This window comes from Pseudomonas azotoformans, assembly GCF_900103345.1.
GTDB classification, from domain to species: Bacteria; Pseudomonadota; Gammaproteobacteria; order Pseudomonadales; family Pseudomonadaceae; genus Aquipseudomonas; species Aquipseudomonas azotoformans.
This window is the reverse complement of sequence record NZ_LT629702.1, coordinates 20,779-36,281: the sequence shown is the minus strand read 5'-3', so window position 1 is coordinate 36,281 and position 15,503 is coordinate 20,779. Positions and strand designations below refer to the sequence as shown.

At 62.7% G+C, this 15,503-nt stretch carries 15 protein-coding genes; 3 read left to right on the top strand and 12 right to left on the bottom strand.

The genetic code is table 11. The features are described from left to right. Positions 1-1,023 precede the first annotated feature (1,023 nt). A complete protein-coding gene (locus BLR69_RS00165) occupies positions 1,024-2,436 on the bottom strand; it encodes an aminotransferase-like domain-containing protein (protein ID WP_071496203.1) in 1,413 nt (470 codons plus the stop codon). 203 nt (positions 2,437-2,639) lie between these two features. Next, positions 2,640-3,401, bottom strand: a complete 762-nt coding sequence (locus BLR69_RS00160; protein WP_071496204.1) for an SDR family oxidoreductase — start codon at positions 3,399-3,401, stop codon at positions 2,640-2,642. Positions 3,402-3,628: 227 nt separating this feature from the next. Between BLR69_RS00160 and BLR69_RS00155 the strand changes: the two genes are divergently transcribed. Further along, positions 3,629-4,636 (top strand): NADP-dependent oxidoreductase, encoded by a 1,008-nt coding sequence (locus BLR69_RS00155; protein WP_071496205.1) that lies wholly within the window; start codon positions 3,629-3,631, stop codon positions 4,634-4,636. Positions 4,637-4,768: 132 nt separating this feature from the next. Here the strand turns inward: BLR69_RS00155 and pyrF are convergent, their stop codons facing one another. After that, on the bottom strand, positions 4,769-5,467 hold the full coding sequence (pyrF, locus tag BLR69_RS00150) for an orotidine-5'-phosphate decarboxylase (protein WP_010211681.1): 699 nt from the start codon (positions 5,465-5,467) through the stop codon (positions 4,769-4,771). A 259-nt stretch (positions 5,468-5,726) separates the two neighbouring features. On the opposite strand from pyrF, the gene BLR69_RS00145 reads away from it, so the two are divergent. Then, entirely contained in the window at positions 5,727-6,491 is a 765-nt protein-coding gene (locus BLR69_RS00145) for a response regulator (protein WP_058427191.1), read from the top strand. Then, entirely contained in the window at positions 6,491-7,525 is a 1,035-nt protein-coding gene (locus BLR69_RS00140; protein ID WP_071496206.1) for a sensor histidine kinase, read from the top strand. Before BLR69_RS00145 ends, BLR69_RS00140 begins: the two co-directional genes overlap by 1 nt. On the opposite strand, the gene BLR69_RS00135 is transcribed toward BLR69_RS00140, so the two are convergent. The 9 genes from BLR69_RS00135 to BLR69_RS00095 form a co-directional block, all read right to left on the bottom strand. Beyond that, entirely contained in the window at positions 7,522-8,583 is a 1,062-nt protein-coding gene (locus BLR69_RS00135; protein WP_071496207.1) for an AI-2E family transporter, read from the bottom strand. The two genes, BLR69_RS00140 and BLR69_RS00135, sit on opposite strands and share 4 nt — an antisense overlap. Before the next feature lie 72 nt (positions 8,584-8,655). Then, positions 8,656-9,474 carry a DUF4892 domain-containing protein gene (locus BLR69_RS00130; RefSeq protein WP_071496208.1) on the bottom strand — a complete coding sequence of 273 codons (819 nt, stop codon included), beginning with the start codon at positions 9,472-9,474 and terminating at the stop codon, positions 8,656-8,658. A gap of 102 nt (positions 9,475-9,576) precedes the next feature. Continuing rightward, positions 9,577-10,431 (bottom strand): alpha/beta hydrolase, encoded by an 855-nt coding sequence (locus tag BLR69_RS00125; RefSeq protein WP_071496209.1) that lies wholly within the window; start codon positions 10,429-10,431, stop codon positions 9,577-9,579. After that, positions 10,428-11,231 (bottom strand): alpha/beta fold hydrolase, encoded by an 804-nt coding sequence (locus tag BLR69_RS00120; RefSeq protein ID WP_071496210.1) that lies wholly within the window; start codon positions 11,229-11,231, stop codon positions 10,428-10,430. Before BLR69_RS00120 ends, BLR69_RS00125 begins: the two co-directional genes overlap by 4 nt. A 97-nt stretch (positions 11,232-11,328) precedes the next feature. Then, entirely contained in the window at positions 11,329-11,772 is a 444-nt protein-coding gene (locus BLR69_RS00115) for a hotdog fold thioesterase (protein ID WP_071496211.1), read from the bottom strand. A gap of 30 nt (positions 11,773-11,802) precedes the next feature. Continuing rightward, positions 11,803-13,452, bottom strand: a complete 1,650-nt coding sequence (locus tag BLR69_RS00110) for an AMP-binding protein (protein ID WP_071496212.1) — start codon at positions 13,450-13,452, stop codon at positions 11,803-11,805. 85 nt (positions 13,453-13,537) lie between these two features. Next, entirely contained in the window at positions 13,538-13,987 is a 450-nt protein-coding gene (gene sixA / locus BLR69_RS00105; protein ID WP_071496213.1) for a phosphohistidine phosphatase SixA, read from the bottom strand. Further along, the gene (locus BLR69_RS00100) at positions 13,984-14,331 is read right to left on the bottom strand and encodes a DUF4389 domain-containing protein (RefSeq protein ID WP_071496214.1); all 348 of its coding nucleotides are present in this window, start codon (positions 14,329-14,331) and stop codon (positions 13,984-13,986) included. Before BLR69_RS00100 ends, sixA begins: the two co-directional genes overlap by 4 nt. Before the next feature lie 10 nt (positions 14,332-14,341). Continuing rightward, complete coding sequence (locus BLR69_RS00095) at positions 14,342-15,367, bottom strand: NAD(P)H-dependent glycerol-3-phosphate dehydrogenase (protein WP_071496215.1); 1,026 nt, start codon at positions 15,365-15,367, stop codon at positions 14,342-14,344. Positions 15,368-15,503: the final 136 nt, after the last annotated feature.

The window sequence follows — 15,503 nt, the reverse complement described above, 5'->3', positions numbered from 1 at the left end:
CGCGCTTTTCCTCAACTGCGCCTGCATCGACAGGTCTTCGGTGTCGTAAGCCTGGTTGACCCGGCTGACCACTTGCTCGGCCCGATCATGCAACTGCTTGTAGACCACCTTCTCCTGGGCCAGCAGGCCGGTGTACTCACCGAGTTTTTCACTGAACGAAGCAATATGCCCGGAGACCTCATTCAACACCGTCTGGTAACCGGGGTCCTTGACCGCGGTTTTCAGTGTTTCAACCTGGGCCAGCGCCTGGTCGGCCTGCTCGATCTTGCCTTGCTCGGCGTCATCGGCGTCCACCTTGCGGCTCTGGTCCAGACGTACGTGGGCTTCGTTCATGGCTTGCAGCATCAGCCGTGAAACCTGGCTGACCTGCCCCGCCTGCTCGATAAACTCGGCGCCCTCCTTGCCCTGGCTTTCCTTGAGGCCATAGGCACCGTCGTCAGCCAGCCCGGCCTGCAACACATCGAGGTTATTGGCCACGCTGGACACTGACCAACTGGCCATTTCCAACGCCAAGTCCTTGGTCTGGGTCAGCTCGACAAACTCATCGAACGCCTTGCGGTAGGCGGCCAGCGCCTGTTCGACATCGGTCATGACCGGCACGTTGGCCGCCGACTGGGCCTTGAGGCTCGCCGCGAGGGCGGCCAAGGCATCAACACTTTCATGCAGGGCGTCGACGGCCTTGGGGTCCGCATGCAACGCGTAGTCCTGCTCGATCAGGCGTACCTTGAGCAAGCCGCTGTTGAGCGACGACATGGCCTTGAGGCCTTCGAAGCGCTGACCAACAGTTTGCAGGGACCACACGCCGATCGCCGCGACCAGGGCGGTCAACAGCAATACCAGGGTGAAGCCCAAGCCCAGTTTTTTTGCCATACCGAGGTTGGCGAAGCGTCGTTGCACGGCCGAAATCATTGCACTTGCATCCTCTTGCAATGGCAGATGCCATCAAGCCCGGTTTACACAAGCGAGATTGGCAACCACAAGGCACCGAACACAAGTCGTTGGCGCCACAATAATGGCAAAAAGCTACACGCTCGTCGTTTTCAGAATGGTCGAGGTCGATCTGGCAGGTCCCATGGCGCGGAACAGCGCCAGTGCCCGTTGATCAGCAGCATAGGCCACATTGATGCGCAGCCACTCACTGGGCTCATCCGTTGGACTGAACAGTGCCCCCGGCGACAACAAAACCCCCAGCCGCCGGGCACACGCCTGCAACCGCGACCGATCCCCAGCCCCCGGCCGTGCCCACACGAACATCCCGCCGGCAGGGTTGGCGAACACCTCCCATTCCTCATCCTCCAGCACCTGCAAGGTCGCAGCCATTTGCGCACTCAGCCGCTTGCGCAGGCGCTGTACCCACTTGCGATAGGTGCCATTTGCCAGCAGTGTCGCCACCACGGCCTCGGCAAACCGCGAAGTGCCGAAGCCGGTCAGGGTCTTGAGGCTGGCCAATTGCGCGATGATCGCCGTGCTGGCGCTGAGATAGCCCACGCGCAAGGCGCTGCTCAGGGTCTTGGAAAAGCTTGCGACGTAGATGACCCGCTCACCGTGAGGTAAAGCCGAAAGTCGCGTGCAACTGGCGTGTTGCAAGTCGCCGAATACATCCTCTTCGATGATCAAAAAGTTCTCGCGGTGCGCCAACTCCAACACACGCTCCGCCACGGTGCGACTCAAGCTGGAACCGGTGGGGTTGTGATACAGGCTGTGGATGAACAGGCACTTGGGCCGATGACGCTGCAGCAAGGCTTCAAGCGCCGGGATATCCGGCCCGCCACGGGTGCGTGGCACCTGCAGCAATTGCACACCATGGAATGCCAGTTGCCGATAAAGGTTGCCGTACCCCGGCGTTTCGACCACCACGCAATCGCCGGCCTTGAGCAAGGTGCGTATCAGCAGGTCCTGTGCATGGTTGGCGCCCGCCGTGGTGAGGATGCCGTCCAGGTGGCTGGGGATGTGCGCCTGGGTCAGGCGCTTGAGCAATTGCTCGCGCAACGCCGGGAGCCCCAATGGGGTGCTGTAGTTGAACAGCGCAGCCGTGTCGCAGCGGGTGACTTCGCGAATCGCGTAGCTGATGTCATCGCTTTCGCGCCAGGCATCCGGCAGCCAGCCGCAGCCCAGTTTCAGCTCGCCCAACGGGTTATCAGCGAACGCTCCCCAATCCCGCTCGGCACCTTCATACCACTGGCTTTCGTGCACCGTCGGTGGCTGGGCCACGCAGAAACCCGACCCCTGTTTCGAAACCAGCAGGCCCTGGGCGACCAACCGCTCGAATGCCTCGATCACACTGGACTGGCTGAGCAGGTTATCGAGAGCCACCTGGCGAACGGAGGGTAAGCGTGTACCAGGGCTCGCCCCACTCGTGCGAATCCATTGCGCCACCGCGCTGATGATTTGCTGCACCACCGGTACAAGGGCTTGTCGATCGATCCCTAAATCCATGCGCCACTCACTTCAACTGTCTGTAATTCAACCCGAGACAGTTAAGCACGGAAGCCCACGTCGGCCGCTCGCCAAGTTTTATTAAAGTATTGATTTTATTAAGTTATTTACCTGCTGATACACATTCTGACAAGGCACCGTGCCAGCTATGGAAAAACCTCACACCCTCCATGACCTTTTCGAATGGAGGGCGACCTGCGGTCCTAGATAGCCGTCGCGCCACCGTCCACTGCCAAGGCGTGACCGGTAGTAAAGGCCGCACCATCGCTGCACAGGTACAGCACTGCACTGGCGATTTCCTCGACCTTGCCGATGCGCCCGACCGGGTGCATGGCGGCGGCAAATTCGGCCTTGCGCGGGTCGGCTTCATAGGCACGCCGGAACATATCGGTGTCGATCACGGCCGGGCAGACCGCATTGACGCGAATGTTCTTCTTCGCATACTCAATGGCCGCCGACTTGGTCAGGCCGATCACCGCATGCTTGGACGCGGCATAAATGCTCATCTTCGGCGCCGCGCCCAACCCCGCGACCGACGCGGTGTTGACGATCGCCCCACCGCCTTGGGCCAACAGCAGTGGCAATTGATGCTTCATGCACAACCACACGCCTTTGACGTTGACGCCCATGATGGCGTCAAACTCGTCCAGGGTCCCATCCGCCAGCTTGCCCTTCTCGATCTCGATCCCGGCATTATTGAAGGCGTAGTCCAGGCGGCCGTAGGCGGCGAGGGTCTGAGCCATCAATTGCTGCACATCCGCTTCCAGCGTGACGTTGCAGCGCACGAACAGCGCTTCGCCGCCGGCCTGGTGGATCAGTGCGACGGTGCCTTCGCCGCCCGCAACGTCCAGGTCAGCGACCACCACCTTCAAACCTTCGGCGGCGAACGCCAGTGCGGTAGCGCGGCCGATACCGGCGGCGGCGCCGGTCACCAGGGCGACCTGGCCGGAAAACGTCATGCTCATGAAAGATGTCCTGTGGGGAGATAACCGTGGGTCGAGTCTAGCCAAGGCTGCGCCAGGCGCGTCAGCACTATCAAAAGGCCGGTTGGGGCTGCATGAGTGCCAGTGATAACAGACGCCACCTGACTATCAGCAACGCCTATCGACCGGCATTCGCACGCCCGGTGGACCTTGCTCCCGGCCCGTTCAAGGTCTATCACTTCAGGTTCATTTCCAGAAGAGTCGCTGCCATGACCGCCCAGACCAACCGCCAATTCCTGCTCGCCAAGCGCCCGGTCGGCGCGGCCACCCGGGACACCTTCACCTATCAGGAAGTCCCGGTGGGCACGCCCCAGGACGGCCAGGTGCTGGTGCGCAATGAATACCTGTCCCTCGACCCGGCCATGCGCGGCTGGATGAATGAAGGCAAGTCCTATATCCCGCCGGTCGGCATCGGTGACGTGATGCGCGCGCTGGGTGTGGGCAAAGTGATTGCCTCGAACAACCCGCAATTCGCGGTCGGGGACTACGTCAACGGCGCCCTGGGCGTGCAGGATTACTTCCTGGGCGAGCCGCGCGGTTTCTACAAGGTCGATCCGAAACTGGCGCCCCTGCCCCGCTACCTGTCTGCACTCGGCATGACCGGCATGACCGCCTACTTCGCACTGCTGGACACCGGTGCGCCGAAGGCTGGCGAAACCGTAGTGATCTCCGGCGCGGCCGGTGCCGTGGGCAGCATTGCCGGGCAGATCGCCAAGCTCAAAGGCTGCCGTGTGGTGGGCATTGCCGGCGGCGCCGACAAGTGCAGGTTCCTGGTGGATGAACTGGGCTTCGATGCTGCTATCGACTACAAAAGCGAAGACGTGCCTGCCGCACTCAAGCGCGAGTGCCCCAAGGGCGTGGATGTGTATTTCGATAACGTCGGCGGCGATATCCTCGACGCCGTGCTCAGCCGCCTGGCGTTGAAAGCGCGCGTAGTGATCTGCGGCGCCATCAGCCAGTACAACAACAAGGAAGCCGTGAAAGGTCCGGCCAACTACTTGTCATTGCTGGTCAATCGTGCGCGCATGGAAGGGTTTGTGGTGATGGATCACGCCGCAGGCTTTGCCGCTGCCGGGCAGGAAATGGCCGGCTGGATGGCCCAGGGCAAGCTCAAGAGCAAGGAAGATATCGTGGAGGGGCTGGAGACGTTCCCTGAAACGCTGATGAAATTGTTCAACGGTGAGAACTTCGGGAAGTTGGTGCTCAAAGTCAGCTGACACACCGCAGAGCAAAATGTGGGAGGGGGCTTGCCCCCGATAGCGGTGGGTCAGCCACTACATTTTTGGCTGAGCAATCGTCATCGGGGGCAAGCCCCCTCCCACATTTTTTACTGTGTTTGCTTTCAAGTGTCAGGCGATTTCGGCGACGACTGCCGCCAATGCCTTGGCCGGATCGGCCGCCTGGCTGATCGGGCGACCGATCACCAGGTAATCGGAACCTGCATCCAACGCCTGGCGCGGGGTCAGGATACGGCGCTGGTCATCCTGGGCACTGCCCGCCGGACGAATGCCCGGGGTCACCAGTTGCAGCGACGGGTGCGCGGTTTTCAGGGCCTGGGCTTCCAGCGCCGAACACACCAGGCCATCCAGGCCGGCTTTTTGCGCCAGGGCGGCCAGGCGCAGTACCTGCTCCTGGGGCTCGATGTCCAGGCCGATACCGGCCAGGTCCTCGCGCTCCATGCTGGTGAGCACAGTCACACCAATCAGCAGAGGTTTAGGGCCGCTGCGCTGTTCCAGCACTTCACGGCAGGCACTCATCATGCGCAGGCCGCCGGAGCAGTGCACGTTGACCATCCACACGCCCATTTCGGCGGCGGCCTTGACCGCCATCGCGGTGGTGTTCGGAATATCGTGGAATTTCAGGTCGAGGAATACTTCGAAACCTTTGTCACGCAGCGTGCCGACGATTTCCGCCGCGCAACTGGTGAACAGTTCCTTGCCGACCTTGACCCGGCAAAGCTTCGGGTCCAACTGGTCAGCCAGCTTCAGTGCGGCGTCACGAGTGGGGTAATCCAGGGCGACGATGATAGGAGTCTGGCAGACGGACATTGGAATAGGCTCTCAGGCAAGTCGAAATCGGCGCGGATTGTAGCGCAAGCGGCGCGGTTGCGGGATCCGATGATCGGTAAATACTGACCAAGCGCCATCGGGTGGGCATTTCAGGTAATTATTTCAAAGCTGATACATTCACGACATGCCCCCAACACGCCCCACGGCTAGCCTCGCTCGCACGACCCACCGACCAGCACTTCCAGCCATGGGGCTGGGCGCCTATGCTGACCGCAACAACCAGGCAGATGATCGCACTATGCATACCCCTTCCGTCTCTATGAACGACGAGCAAAAAGGCGCGGTGATCGCCGACGACAAACGCTGGAACACCCGCGCGCTGATCGTTGACGACGACGTGCCGATCCGTGAACTGCTGATCGACTACCTGGCCCGCTTCGGCATTCTCGCCAGCGGCGTCACCGACGGTACGGCGATGCGCCAAGCGATGCAGGCGGAAACCTTCGACGTGGTGGTGCTCGACCTGATGCTGCCGGGCGAAGACGGCCTGTCGCTGTGCCGCTGGTTGCGTGCGGAATCGGATATCCCGATCCTGATGCTCACCGCTCGCTGCGAACCCACCGACCGCATCATCGGCCTGGAACTGGGCGCCGACGACTATATGTCCAAGCCGTTCGAACCGCGTGAGCTGGTAGCACGCATCCAGACCATCCTGCGCCGTGTGCGTGACGACCGTACCGAACAGCGCGCCAATATCCGCTTCGACAACTGGCGCCTCAACAGTGTGCTGCGCCAATTGGTGGCCGACGATGGCCTGGTGGTGCCGCTGTCCAATGCGGAATTCCGCCTGCTGTGGGTGTTCATCGAGCGTCCGCGCCGGGTGTTGAGCCGCGAACAACTGCTGGATGCCGCCCGTGGCCGCTCCATCGAAGCCTTTGATCGCAGCATCGACTTGCTGGTCTCGCGCCTGCGGCAAAAACTCGGGGATGACCCCAAGGCCCCTCAATTGATCAAGACCGTGCGGGGTGAAGGCTACCTGTTCGACGCCCGGGACATCGGCTGATGCGCAACGCCTTCAACACGCTGTTCGGTCGACTGTTTGGCGTGTTGCTGGTGGCGATTGTGCTGGCTCATGTGCTGGCCATTTCCTGGTTTCGCTATTACGGCCCCCCTCCGCCGCCACCTCAGGAGACCTTTGTCGAACAGCCGGACGGCACGATGAAACACCTGCCCAGGCACAAGCGACCGTGGTTTGGTGGCCCGGTGGTGCCGCTGACGTTCCAGTTCATCTCGTTGATCATCGCCGCCTGGTACGGCGCCAAGCTGCTGAGCCGTCCGATCCAGCGCCTGAGTGAAGCCGCCGAGCGCCTGAGCCTGGACCTCGACAGCCCGCCCCTCGACGAGTCTGGCCCGCGTGAGGCGCAGCAAGCGGCGTCGACCTTTAACCTGATGCAGCGACGCATCCGCGAGCAAGTCAGCCAACGCGCACGCATGCTCGGGGCCGTCTCCCATGACCTGCGCACCCCACTATCGCGCCTTAAGCTGCGCCTGGAACAGATCGAAGACAGCAAATTGCAAGGCCAGATGCGTCAGGACCTGGACGACATGATCGGCATGCTCGACGCTACCCTGAGCTACCTGCACGAACAACGCACCAGCGAAACCCGGCATTGGCTGGACGTACAGGCGCTGGTCGAGTCCATGAGCGAAAACGCCCAGGACCAGGGCGCCGATGTGCAGTTCGGCGGGACCTGCGCACCGCTGCAAGTGCAACCGATGGCCTTGCGATCATGCCTCAACAACCTGATCGACAACGCCCTGCGCTACGCCGGTTCGGCGCGCATCGAGCTGACAGACAGCCGCGAGGCGCTGGTCATCCGTGTGATCGACCATGGCCCTGGGATTGCCGCCGACCAGCGTGAGGCGGTGTTCGAACCGTTCTATCGCCTGGAAGGCTCACGCAACCGCAATTCCGGCGGGGTTGGCCTGGGCATGACGATTTCCAAGGAGGCGGCGGAACGCCTCGGCGGCCGACTGGACCTTGAAGAAACCCCAGGGGGCGGGTTGACCGCCGTCATGTGGCTGCCCAGGGCTTAAAGCGGCTTATCTTCACGGCGCCCCTGGGCCTGGGTTGCACTCCAATCCATCAGCAGGCTGTAGGCCACCGCCAGCAGGGTCGGGCCGATAAACAGGCCGATGAAACCAAACGCAATCAAGCCGCCGAACACTCCGAGCAGCACAATGACCAACGGCAGGTTGCCGCCGCGGCTGATCAGGTAAGGCTTGAGCACGTTGTCCACGCCACTGATGATGAACGTGCCCCACACGCCGAGGAACACCGCGTAGGTGTAATCGCCCTTCCAGGCCAGCCAGGCCGTGGCCGGGATCCACACCAGTGGCGGCCCCATGGGAATCAGGCTGAGCAGGAAGGTGACGATGCCCAGCACCAGCGCACCCGGCACCCCGGCGATCAGGAAGCCGATCAGCGCCAACAGGGCCTGGGCGGCGGCGGTGCCGATCACGCCGTTGACCACTCGCTGCACGGTGCCGGCCACCAGTTCGATGTAGTAGCCGGCACGCTCGCCGATCAAGCGCTCAAGCAGGCGGTGAACGAACATCGCCAGGCGCGGCCCGTCCCGGTAGAAAAAGAACACGAAGACCAGGCTCAGGGTCAGTTCTAGAATCCCACCGCCGATTTGCGCACTGCGCGCCAGCAACCAATTGCCGACCTGCCCCAGGTAGGGCTTGATGCTGACCATCAGGGCTGCGCCCTGCTGGTCGATGCTGTCCCACATCGCCACCAGCCGCTCGCCGACGAAGGGAATCGAAGCCAACCAAGTCGGCGCAGCCGGCAAGCCGTCCACCTGGATATCCTTGATCAGACCTACGGCGTCACGTACATGGTCCGCCAGGTTGAAGCCGAGCCACACCAGCGGCACCGCCACCAGCAACATCCAGCACAGCGTCAGGATGCCGGCCGCCAGGGATTCCCGGCCTCCCAGCCAACGGGTCAGCAGGCGCATCACCGGCCAACTGGCAAATGCCAGCACTGCGCCCCAGAACAGCGCCGACCAGAACGGCGCCATCACCCAGAAACTGGCACCGAACAGCACCAGCAGCAGGATTTGCACCAGTAGGCGATCGTTATTGAGCATGTAGGATCTCGAAAGGAAGACTGTAGGAAGACAGCTTAGGCGAACGGCACGGGTCCGTTCGCCTAGTGATACCTAGCGTATCAGATGCAGGTGCAGGCCTTTGGCATCCCCAGTGCCGGTTTCCATGCGTGCGGCACGTACGCCTTTGTCGACCAGGGCCTGGCGCCAGGCTTCGGCGTTCGGGCCGGTAAGGCTGACGCGCAAGGTGGTATCAAGGTTCAACCCACGGGAAATCAGGGTCAACCAGGTGTCGTCAGGCTCCCCGCCCAGTGCGGGAAAGTCCAGCTCGCCGGTGCTTTTCAACTCACGCAGCAGTGTTGCGGAGGTAGGCAGCAGGTCGGCCAGCGGCGCGTTGGCGTCCAGTTGCTCCACATGCAGATAGGCGCGACGGTTGCCACGGGTGATCCCATACAGCGCCACCAGGGAATTTTCCTGGGGGGCTGCCAGGCGCAGCAGCAGGTATTCCTGCTGGCCGTCGGCACCGACCAACTTGGCGTTGCCGAACACTTCATTGGCCCACAGGCTGCTTTCACCGCAATCCCGGGCCTGGCACCAGAACAGCAACTGCGCGCCCTTCGCCTGCAACGCTTCGCGCGTCGCAGTGAATGCGGCACTGGAGCTGTGTTCGGCAGGTAATTCATAGGTGATGGCAGTGGCTTGGCCCCGCGCGGTGGCCTGGCCTTCATAACGCAACTGGCCGCTGATCTTGCGGATGGCGCCCATGGGGTAGATGCGTTCTTTTTCTTCGGCGGGACGGTAGTCGACGATTTGCGCGTCGACCTGGCGGGCCACGGTGGGCAGGTCCTGGCTACCCGGTACGTCGGCGGCAAATACCAGTGGGCTCAGAAGGCTCAAGCCCAGGATACGGATACATCCGTTACGCACGCTCATAAGATCAACGAGCCCTGGCCATCGGCGGTCACAGCGGTGTTGAAGTAGTTCATGGTTGACTCCCTTTCAATCCGCCCAGCCTCGGCAGTTGACCGCCCCAAGTCAAGGCGCGGAGAAGAACCGATTGAAACAGTCTGCAACAAGGACCGCGCCGGGCTCGTCATTCAGGTGTAAATGATGGCCGCCTGGCAGCGTGGTTACGGTAAAGGGTAGCTGGGAAAGCAATTCGGAATGTTTCGCCAACATGCCGTCTGCGGCCACCACCAACTGTGTAGGACAACCCACACGCCGCACGAAGGCCATCGCCTGCTCATCGGTCAGACGCATCGGCGAAGCCAGGGTCAGGCGGCTGTCGGTGCGCCAGGTGTAACCGCCCGGCACCGGCATCAGACCGCGCTGGGCCAGCAGTTCGGCAGCTTCGCGACTGACCGCCACCACGCCTTTCATGCGCGCCTCGACCGCTCGGTCCAGGGTGGTGTAGACCGGCTTGCGCTTGTCTTGCAGGTTCAATTGCGCCTGCAACGCCATGCCCAGCCGCTCGGCGGCGTTGTCACCGCTGGCGGTCGGCGGGATCACCCCGTCGATCAATCCGAGGTGCGTCACCCGTTCCGGCAGCGCACCGGCCAGTACCAGGGAAACGATAGCGCCGAGGGAGTGGCCAAGTAATGCAAAACGTTTCCAACCCAGCTGTTCGGCGACTTGCAGCACGTCATACACGTAATCCCATAAGGCGTAACCGGCGCCGATAGGACGATGCGCCGAATGCCCGTGCCCGGCCATGTCCAGTGCAACGATGCGCAAGCCCTGAAGTTTCGGCGCCAGCCGCGCAAAACTGTTGGCGTTGTCCAGCCAGCCATGCAGCGCGATCACCGGCAAACCGTCCTCGGGCCCGAACAGATGGGCTGCCAATTCGATATGCGGCAGGCTCAGGCGCACTTCTTCGACCGGTGTGCTCATGCGCAACTGCGCTCGCGGGCTTCCCAGCGGGAGAACAGGTTCTTGATCAAGGTCGCGGTGTCCTGAGGGCGTTCAAGAGGGAACATGTGGCCGCCGGGCATGGTGAGCATTTCGCCCAGGGGCAGGCGACCGACGCCGCTGGCGTGGTGACGCATCACCACCCGGCTCTGGCGGCCGCGCACCACCGCCAACGGCACCTTCATCTGGCGCACCTGGCCGGGACTGGTGTGGGGCACGCCTCGGTAGATGCTGATTTCGGTGGCTGGGTCGAAGCGCAGGCGCAGGCGATCGCCCACTTGCTGCAGGCCATGTTGCAGGTAGGCGTCGAAGCATTCGGGATCAAAGCCACGAAACAGCGTCTTGCCGGCGAAGTAACGACGTGCCGCCTCCAGGTCGCTGAACTCCTCGCGACGGCCCAGGGTGCGGCCGGCAGGGGTCAGGCGGTCGATAAAACCAAAGCGTTTGGCCGCGCGGATCACCCAGCGGTCGGCGCGGGTCAACACCGGCGAATCGAGCATGACCACCCCGCGATACAACTGCGGGCAACGCATGGCCGCGTGCAGATGCAACACGCCACCGAGGGAATGCCCCACGCCCCACACCGGTTCCGGCTGCTGCTCCAAGTGGTGGATCAGCTCATCCACCAGGTTCTGCCAGTTATCGTCCACCGGAAACCTGGGGTCGTGACCGTGCTGCGGCAAGTGCGCCACTGGATATTCCGGGGCCAGGGCGGCAAACAGCTTGCCGTAGGTGGCCGAGGGGAAACCATTGGCGTGGGCGAAAAACACGTGCTGCGACATACCGGATCCATCGACAAAAACAGAAATTGATTGTCACCAGCCCCGACCGCCACAGCAATGACTGTAACTGCCAGGAATGATGACACTCACGCCACGCCTATCGCGCCGGCGGGTTCTCGCCCAGCGGCACCACTGCCATGGTCAGGCGCGACACGCAATTGGCCTTGCCGTCGTCGCTGGTCAGGCGAATGTCCCACACCTGGGTGGTGCGGCCGATATGGATCGCCCTGGCCACCGCCGTCACTCGCCCGCTGCGCACACCGCGTAGGTGGTTCGCATTGATCTCCAGGCCCACGCAATAGAACTTGCTCGCATCGATACACAGGTAGGCGGCCATGGAGCCGACGCTCTCGGCGAGGACCACCGATGCGCCGCCATGCAACAAGCCGTAGGGCTGATGGGTACGATGGTCGACCACCATGCTGGCGGTCAGCGATTCGTCGTCGAAGCGTTCAAAACGGATATCCAGCAATTCACCAATGGTGTTTTTCTGGATCGCATTGAGTTGGTCGATGTTCGGTTGTGTGCGCCACAGGCTCATGGGGTTGTCCTTGTTGGTTTTATGATGGCCCTAATCCTGCCACAGAACGGTTTCGGATCGCTCGCTCCACCTCTGGAAATGTTCACCGTAGGTCGATTCGATCACATTGCGTTTGATCTTGAGCGTCGGGGTCAAAAAGCCGTTCTCCACCGCCCAGTTGTCTTTCACCACCACCAACTGGCGCAGGCGTTCATGTTTGTCCAATGCTTGATTGACCTGCTCCAGCCAGCGTTCAAGGCTGCTGCGCAGCGCATGCGGGTCCTCGCTGATTGCCGACAACACGCACAACCCCATCGGTGCGGTCAGGCCATCGCCCACCACGCACACCTGTTCGATGCGCGCATGTTCGGCCAGGCGGTTCTCAATCGGCGCCGGGGCCACGTACTTGCCTTTGCTGGTCTTGAAGATCTCCTTGAGCCGCCCGGTCAGGCGCAGCCGGCCGTCGGCAGCCTGCTCGCCCTTGTCACCGGTGCGCAGGAAGCCGTCGGCGGTGATCGTCTCGGCGGTTTTCTGCGGGTCCTTGTAGTAGCCGAGCATGGTTGCACCGCTGCGCACCTGCACCTCGCCCGCCGGGTCGATGCGCACTTCAACACCGGGGCACGGCAGGCCGATCCAGCCGAGGGACTGCTGGCCGGGGCGACACACATGGGAGTAACCGCAACTCTCGGTCATGCCATACACCTCAAGCACGTCCAGGCCCAGGCGTCGATACCAGCGCAGCAGCGCCTCGGGCACCGGCGCCGCCCCGGACAGCGCGATACGCAACGCATCCAGGCCCAGGCCGGCGAGCACCTTGCGGCCTACACGCTTGCCGATGAAGGGCAGGCGCAACAGGGTGTCCAGGCGTTTTTCCGGGATTTTAGCGTAGACGCCCATCTGGAATTTGGTCCAGATACGCGGTACGCCAAACAGCGCGGTCGGCCGCGCCCTGCGCAGATCGGTCAGAAATGTCTCCAGGCTTTCGGCGAAAAACACCGTCTGCCCGGTGTAGATCGCCGCCATTTCCACGAACATACGCTCGGCTACATGACATAGCGGGAGGTACGAGAGCAGGCGGTCGCCCTCCCCCAGCCCGAACAATTCGGTGCCACGGGTGGCGGCAAACCCCAGCGCGCCGAAGCTGTGCATCACGCCCTTGGGCAGGCCGGTGGTGCCGGAGGTATAGATAATGGTGGCCAGGTCCGTAGCGGACGGCAGCGGGTCATCCTGGATCGGCGAGCAGGCCTGCAGGTCGGCCCATCTGAAATCGAACGCGCCAGTTGGGCACAGCGGCAAGCTGATGGTCGGGACATTGGACGGCACGCCGGGCGCCATGGCGGGCCAGTCGTCGAGCTTGCCGATAAACGTCAGCGCCGCCTCGGAATGGCTGAGCACATGGGCCACGGAGTCGGCAGTGAGGTTGGGATACAGCGGCACCGAGACATGCCCGGCCATCCAGATCGCCAGGTCGGCAATGATCCAGTGCGCGCAGTTTTTCGAGATCAGGGCAATGTGCGAGCCAGGGGGCAGCTCGCGGGCACGCAGCCAGTGCGCGGCGCAACGGGCCTGATGGCCGGCTTCGCCCCAAGTGAGGCGTTGCACCTCGCCGCCGCCAATGGGCTGCACCAGAAAAGTCTGGCGCGGGTGCCGCGCTTCACGTTCGAAAAACACCTGCAACGGCAATCGAAATGCGACGGGCATGGGACGCGCTCCTTTGTGGTCCGACGATAGCCAACCAAGCACTTGCTTGGTTGACTATATAGCACACACAAAGCCGCGATAACGCCTACGGATTCTTCACGCTGACCAGGCTCATCAGCCCCGCCAGCGGGAAATCCCCCTCCAGTTCCGCCAGGCTGGCGGTGTGCATCGGCTGCGGCAGGCGCTGGTGGCCGTGCTGCAGAAAGCTGATCAGGCTGCCCACCAGGGGCTGATGGCTGACCAGCAGCACATTGTCGTCGGTGTCGAGCTTTTCCAGCACCTGCAACGGGTTGCCATCGGGTGTCAGCCACGGCACCGTACGGATCTCCGGCTCGAAGCCCAACGCATCACGCACCAGGTGCGCGGTCTGCTGCGCCCGTACGTAAGGGCTGGCGATGATCGCGCTGAGGGGCTGACCGATCAGGTGCGCAGCACTGCGCAACACTTCGCCACGGCCATGCTCGGTGAGGTTGCGTTCGGCATCGGTGCGCGCATGCCCTTCGGCCTCGCCGTGGCGCAGTATCCACAACTTCACAGTTTCGGCTCTTCATCACGCGCCGGGTGCGGTGCCGGCGGCACGCTGTGGGCGGCTTCGCCCTCGGGCGCGCGCGGGGTCGGCCAGTCGGCGAACGGCCACGGCTTTTGCTCAGTGTGGAAGCTGCCGAAACGGCCGATCTGCGCAAGGAACTGGCTGAGGCTGTCGCCGAAGTTCATCAGGCCCAGGTTCGGGGCGCCGTAGACCAGGCGGTAGATCAGTTGCACCACCACCAGCGCGCCGAGCAGGAACTGCGCCACTTGCCACACCAGGGCAAACACCAGCATCCACAGGATGCGCAGGGCAATGGATTCGTACTTGGGGGCTGCTTTCGGATCGTTCATGACGCGTTCCTCAGTTGAAACCACTGGTGGAAATAAAGTCGACATCGGTCTTGGGCTCGGCGCGCATCAGCAACTCGATGACCTGATTCAAGGTGCGCCCTTCAAACAGGATCGCATGCAGCCCGGCGACCAACGGCATATATACGCCAACTTCCTGGGCCTTGGCCTTGAGCACCTTGAGCGTATTGACGCCCTCGGCCACTTCGCCCAGGCGCGTAACTGCATCTTCCAGGCTCAGGCCCTGGCCCAGGGCGAACCCGACTTGATAGTTGCGACTTTTCGGCGAGGAGCACGTGACGATCAGGTCGCCCACGCCCGCCAGCCCGAGGAACGTCATCGGGTTGGCGCCCTGGTTCACCGCAAAGCGGGTCATCTCGGCCAGGGCGCGGGTGATCAACATGCTTTTGGTGTTTTCGCCCATGCCCAGCGCCACGGCCATGCCGGCGATGATCGCGTAGACGTTTTTCAGCGCACCGCCCAGCTCGACGCCAAAGCGGTCGCTGCTGGCGTAGACCCGGAAAGTACGGCCATGCAACACGGCCTGGACCTGTTCGCAGAGCTCTTCGTCTTCACTGGCGACTACGGTGGCGGTCAGCGCATGCTCGGCCACTTCCCGCGCCAGGTTCGGCCCGGACAGCACGCCAATACGCGCCTGGGGGGCGATCTCTTCGAGGATTTCACTCATCAGCTTGAAGGTCTGCGCCTCGATGCCCTTGGTCAGGCTGACCAGCAGCTTGCCCGCCAGGCGTTCGGCGTGGGGCGCCAGCACCGAGCGCAAGGCGCTGGACGGCAGCGCGACGAAGCACAGGTCACAGGCCGTGAGGGTTTCCAGCAGGTCGGTGACAGGCTCGACCGCCGGATGAATCTTGATGCCTTTAAGGTAACGCGGATTTTCCCGGTGCACCCGAATGGCCTCGGCCTGTTCGGGATCGCGCATCCACTGGCGCACAGCGTGACCGTTCTCGGCCAGCAGGTTAGCCACGGCGGTACCAAAACTTCCGCCTCCCAGGACCGCGATAGGGCGCTGTTCAGTCATATGCAATCCGTTAATCCATACCAGTGGCGATGGCGGCATTATACGGGCCGACCCGCCGGCGGCCAGCCCCCGTATCAATTCGTGCGCTTGTCGGAAAATGCCACACTCACATGAAGTAATTGCAAGTCCTGCGACT

Coding starts and splice junctions, on each gene's coding strand:
- BLR69_RS00165 (WP_071496203.1), bottom strand. CDS start 2,436: ATGGATTTAGGGATCGATCGACAAGCCCTTGTACCGGTGGTGCAGCAA.
- BLR69_RS00160 (WP_071496204.1), bottom strand. CDS start 3,401: ATGAGCATGACGTTTTCCGGCCAGGTCGCCCTGGTGACCGGCGCCGCC.
- BLR69_RS00155 (WP_071496205.1), top strand. CDS start 3,629: ATGACCGCCCAGACCAACCGCCAATTCCTGCTCGCCAAGCGCCCGGTC.
- pyrF (WP_010211681.1), bottom strand. CDS start 5,467: ATGTCCGTCTGCCAGACTCCTATCATCGTCGCCCTGGATTACCCCACT.
- BLR69_RS00145 (WP_058427191.1), top strand. CDS start 5,727: ATGCATACCCCTTCCGTCTCTATGAACGACGAGCAAAAAGGCGCGGTG.
- BLR69_RS00140 (WP_071496206.1), top strand. CDS start 6,491: ATGCGCAACGCCTTCAACACGCTGTTCGGTCGACTGTTTGGCGTGTTG.
- BLR69_RS00135 (WP_071496207.1), bottom strand. CDS start 8,583: ATGCTCAATAACGATCGCCTACTGGTGCAAATCCTGCTGCTGGTGCTG.
- BLR69_RS00130 (WP_071496208.1), bottom strand. CDS start 9,474: ATGAGCGTGCGTAACGGATGTATCCGTATCCTGGGCTTGAGCCTTCTG.
- BLR69_RS00125 (WP_071496209.1), bottom strand. CDS start 10,431: ATGAGCACACCGGTCGAAGAAGTGCGCCTGAGCCTGCCGCATATCGAA.
- BLR69_RS00120 (WP_071496210.1), bottom strand. CDS start 11,231: ATGTCGCAGCACGTGTTTTTCGCCCACGCCAATGGTTTCCCCTCGGCC.
- BLR69_RS00115 (WP_071496211.1), bottom strand. CDS start 11,772: ATGAGCCTGTGGCGCACACAACCGAACATCGACCAACTCAATGCGATC.
- BLR69_RS00110 (WP_071496212.1), bottom strand. CDS start 13,452: ATGCCCGTCGCATTTCGATTGCCGTTGCAGGTGTTTTTCGAACGTGAA.
- BLR69_RS00100 (WP_071496214.1), bottom strand. CDS start 14,331: ATGAACGATCCGAAAGCAGCCCCCAAGTACGAATCCATTGCCCTGCGC.
- BLR69_RS00095 (WP_071496215.1), bottom strand. CDS start 15,367: ATGACTGAACAGCGCCCTATCGCGGTCCTGGGAGGCGGAAGTTTTGGT.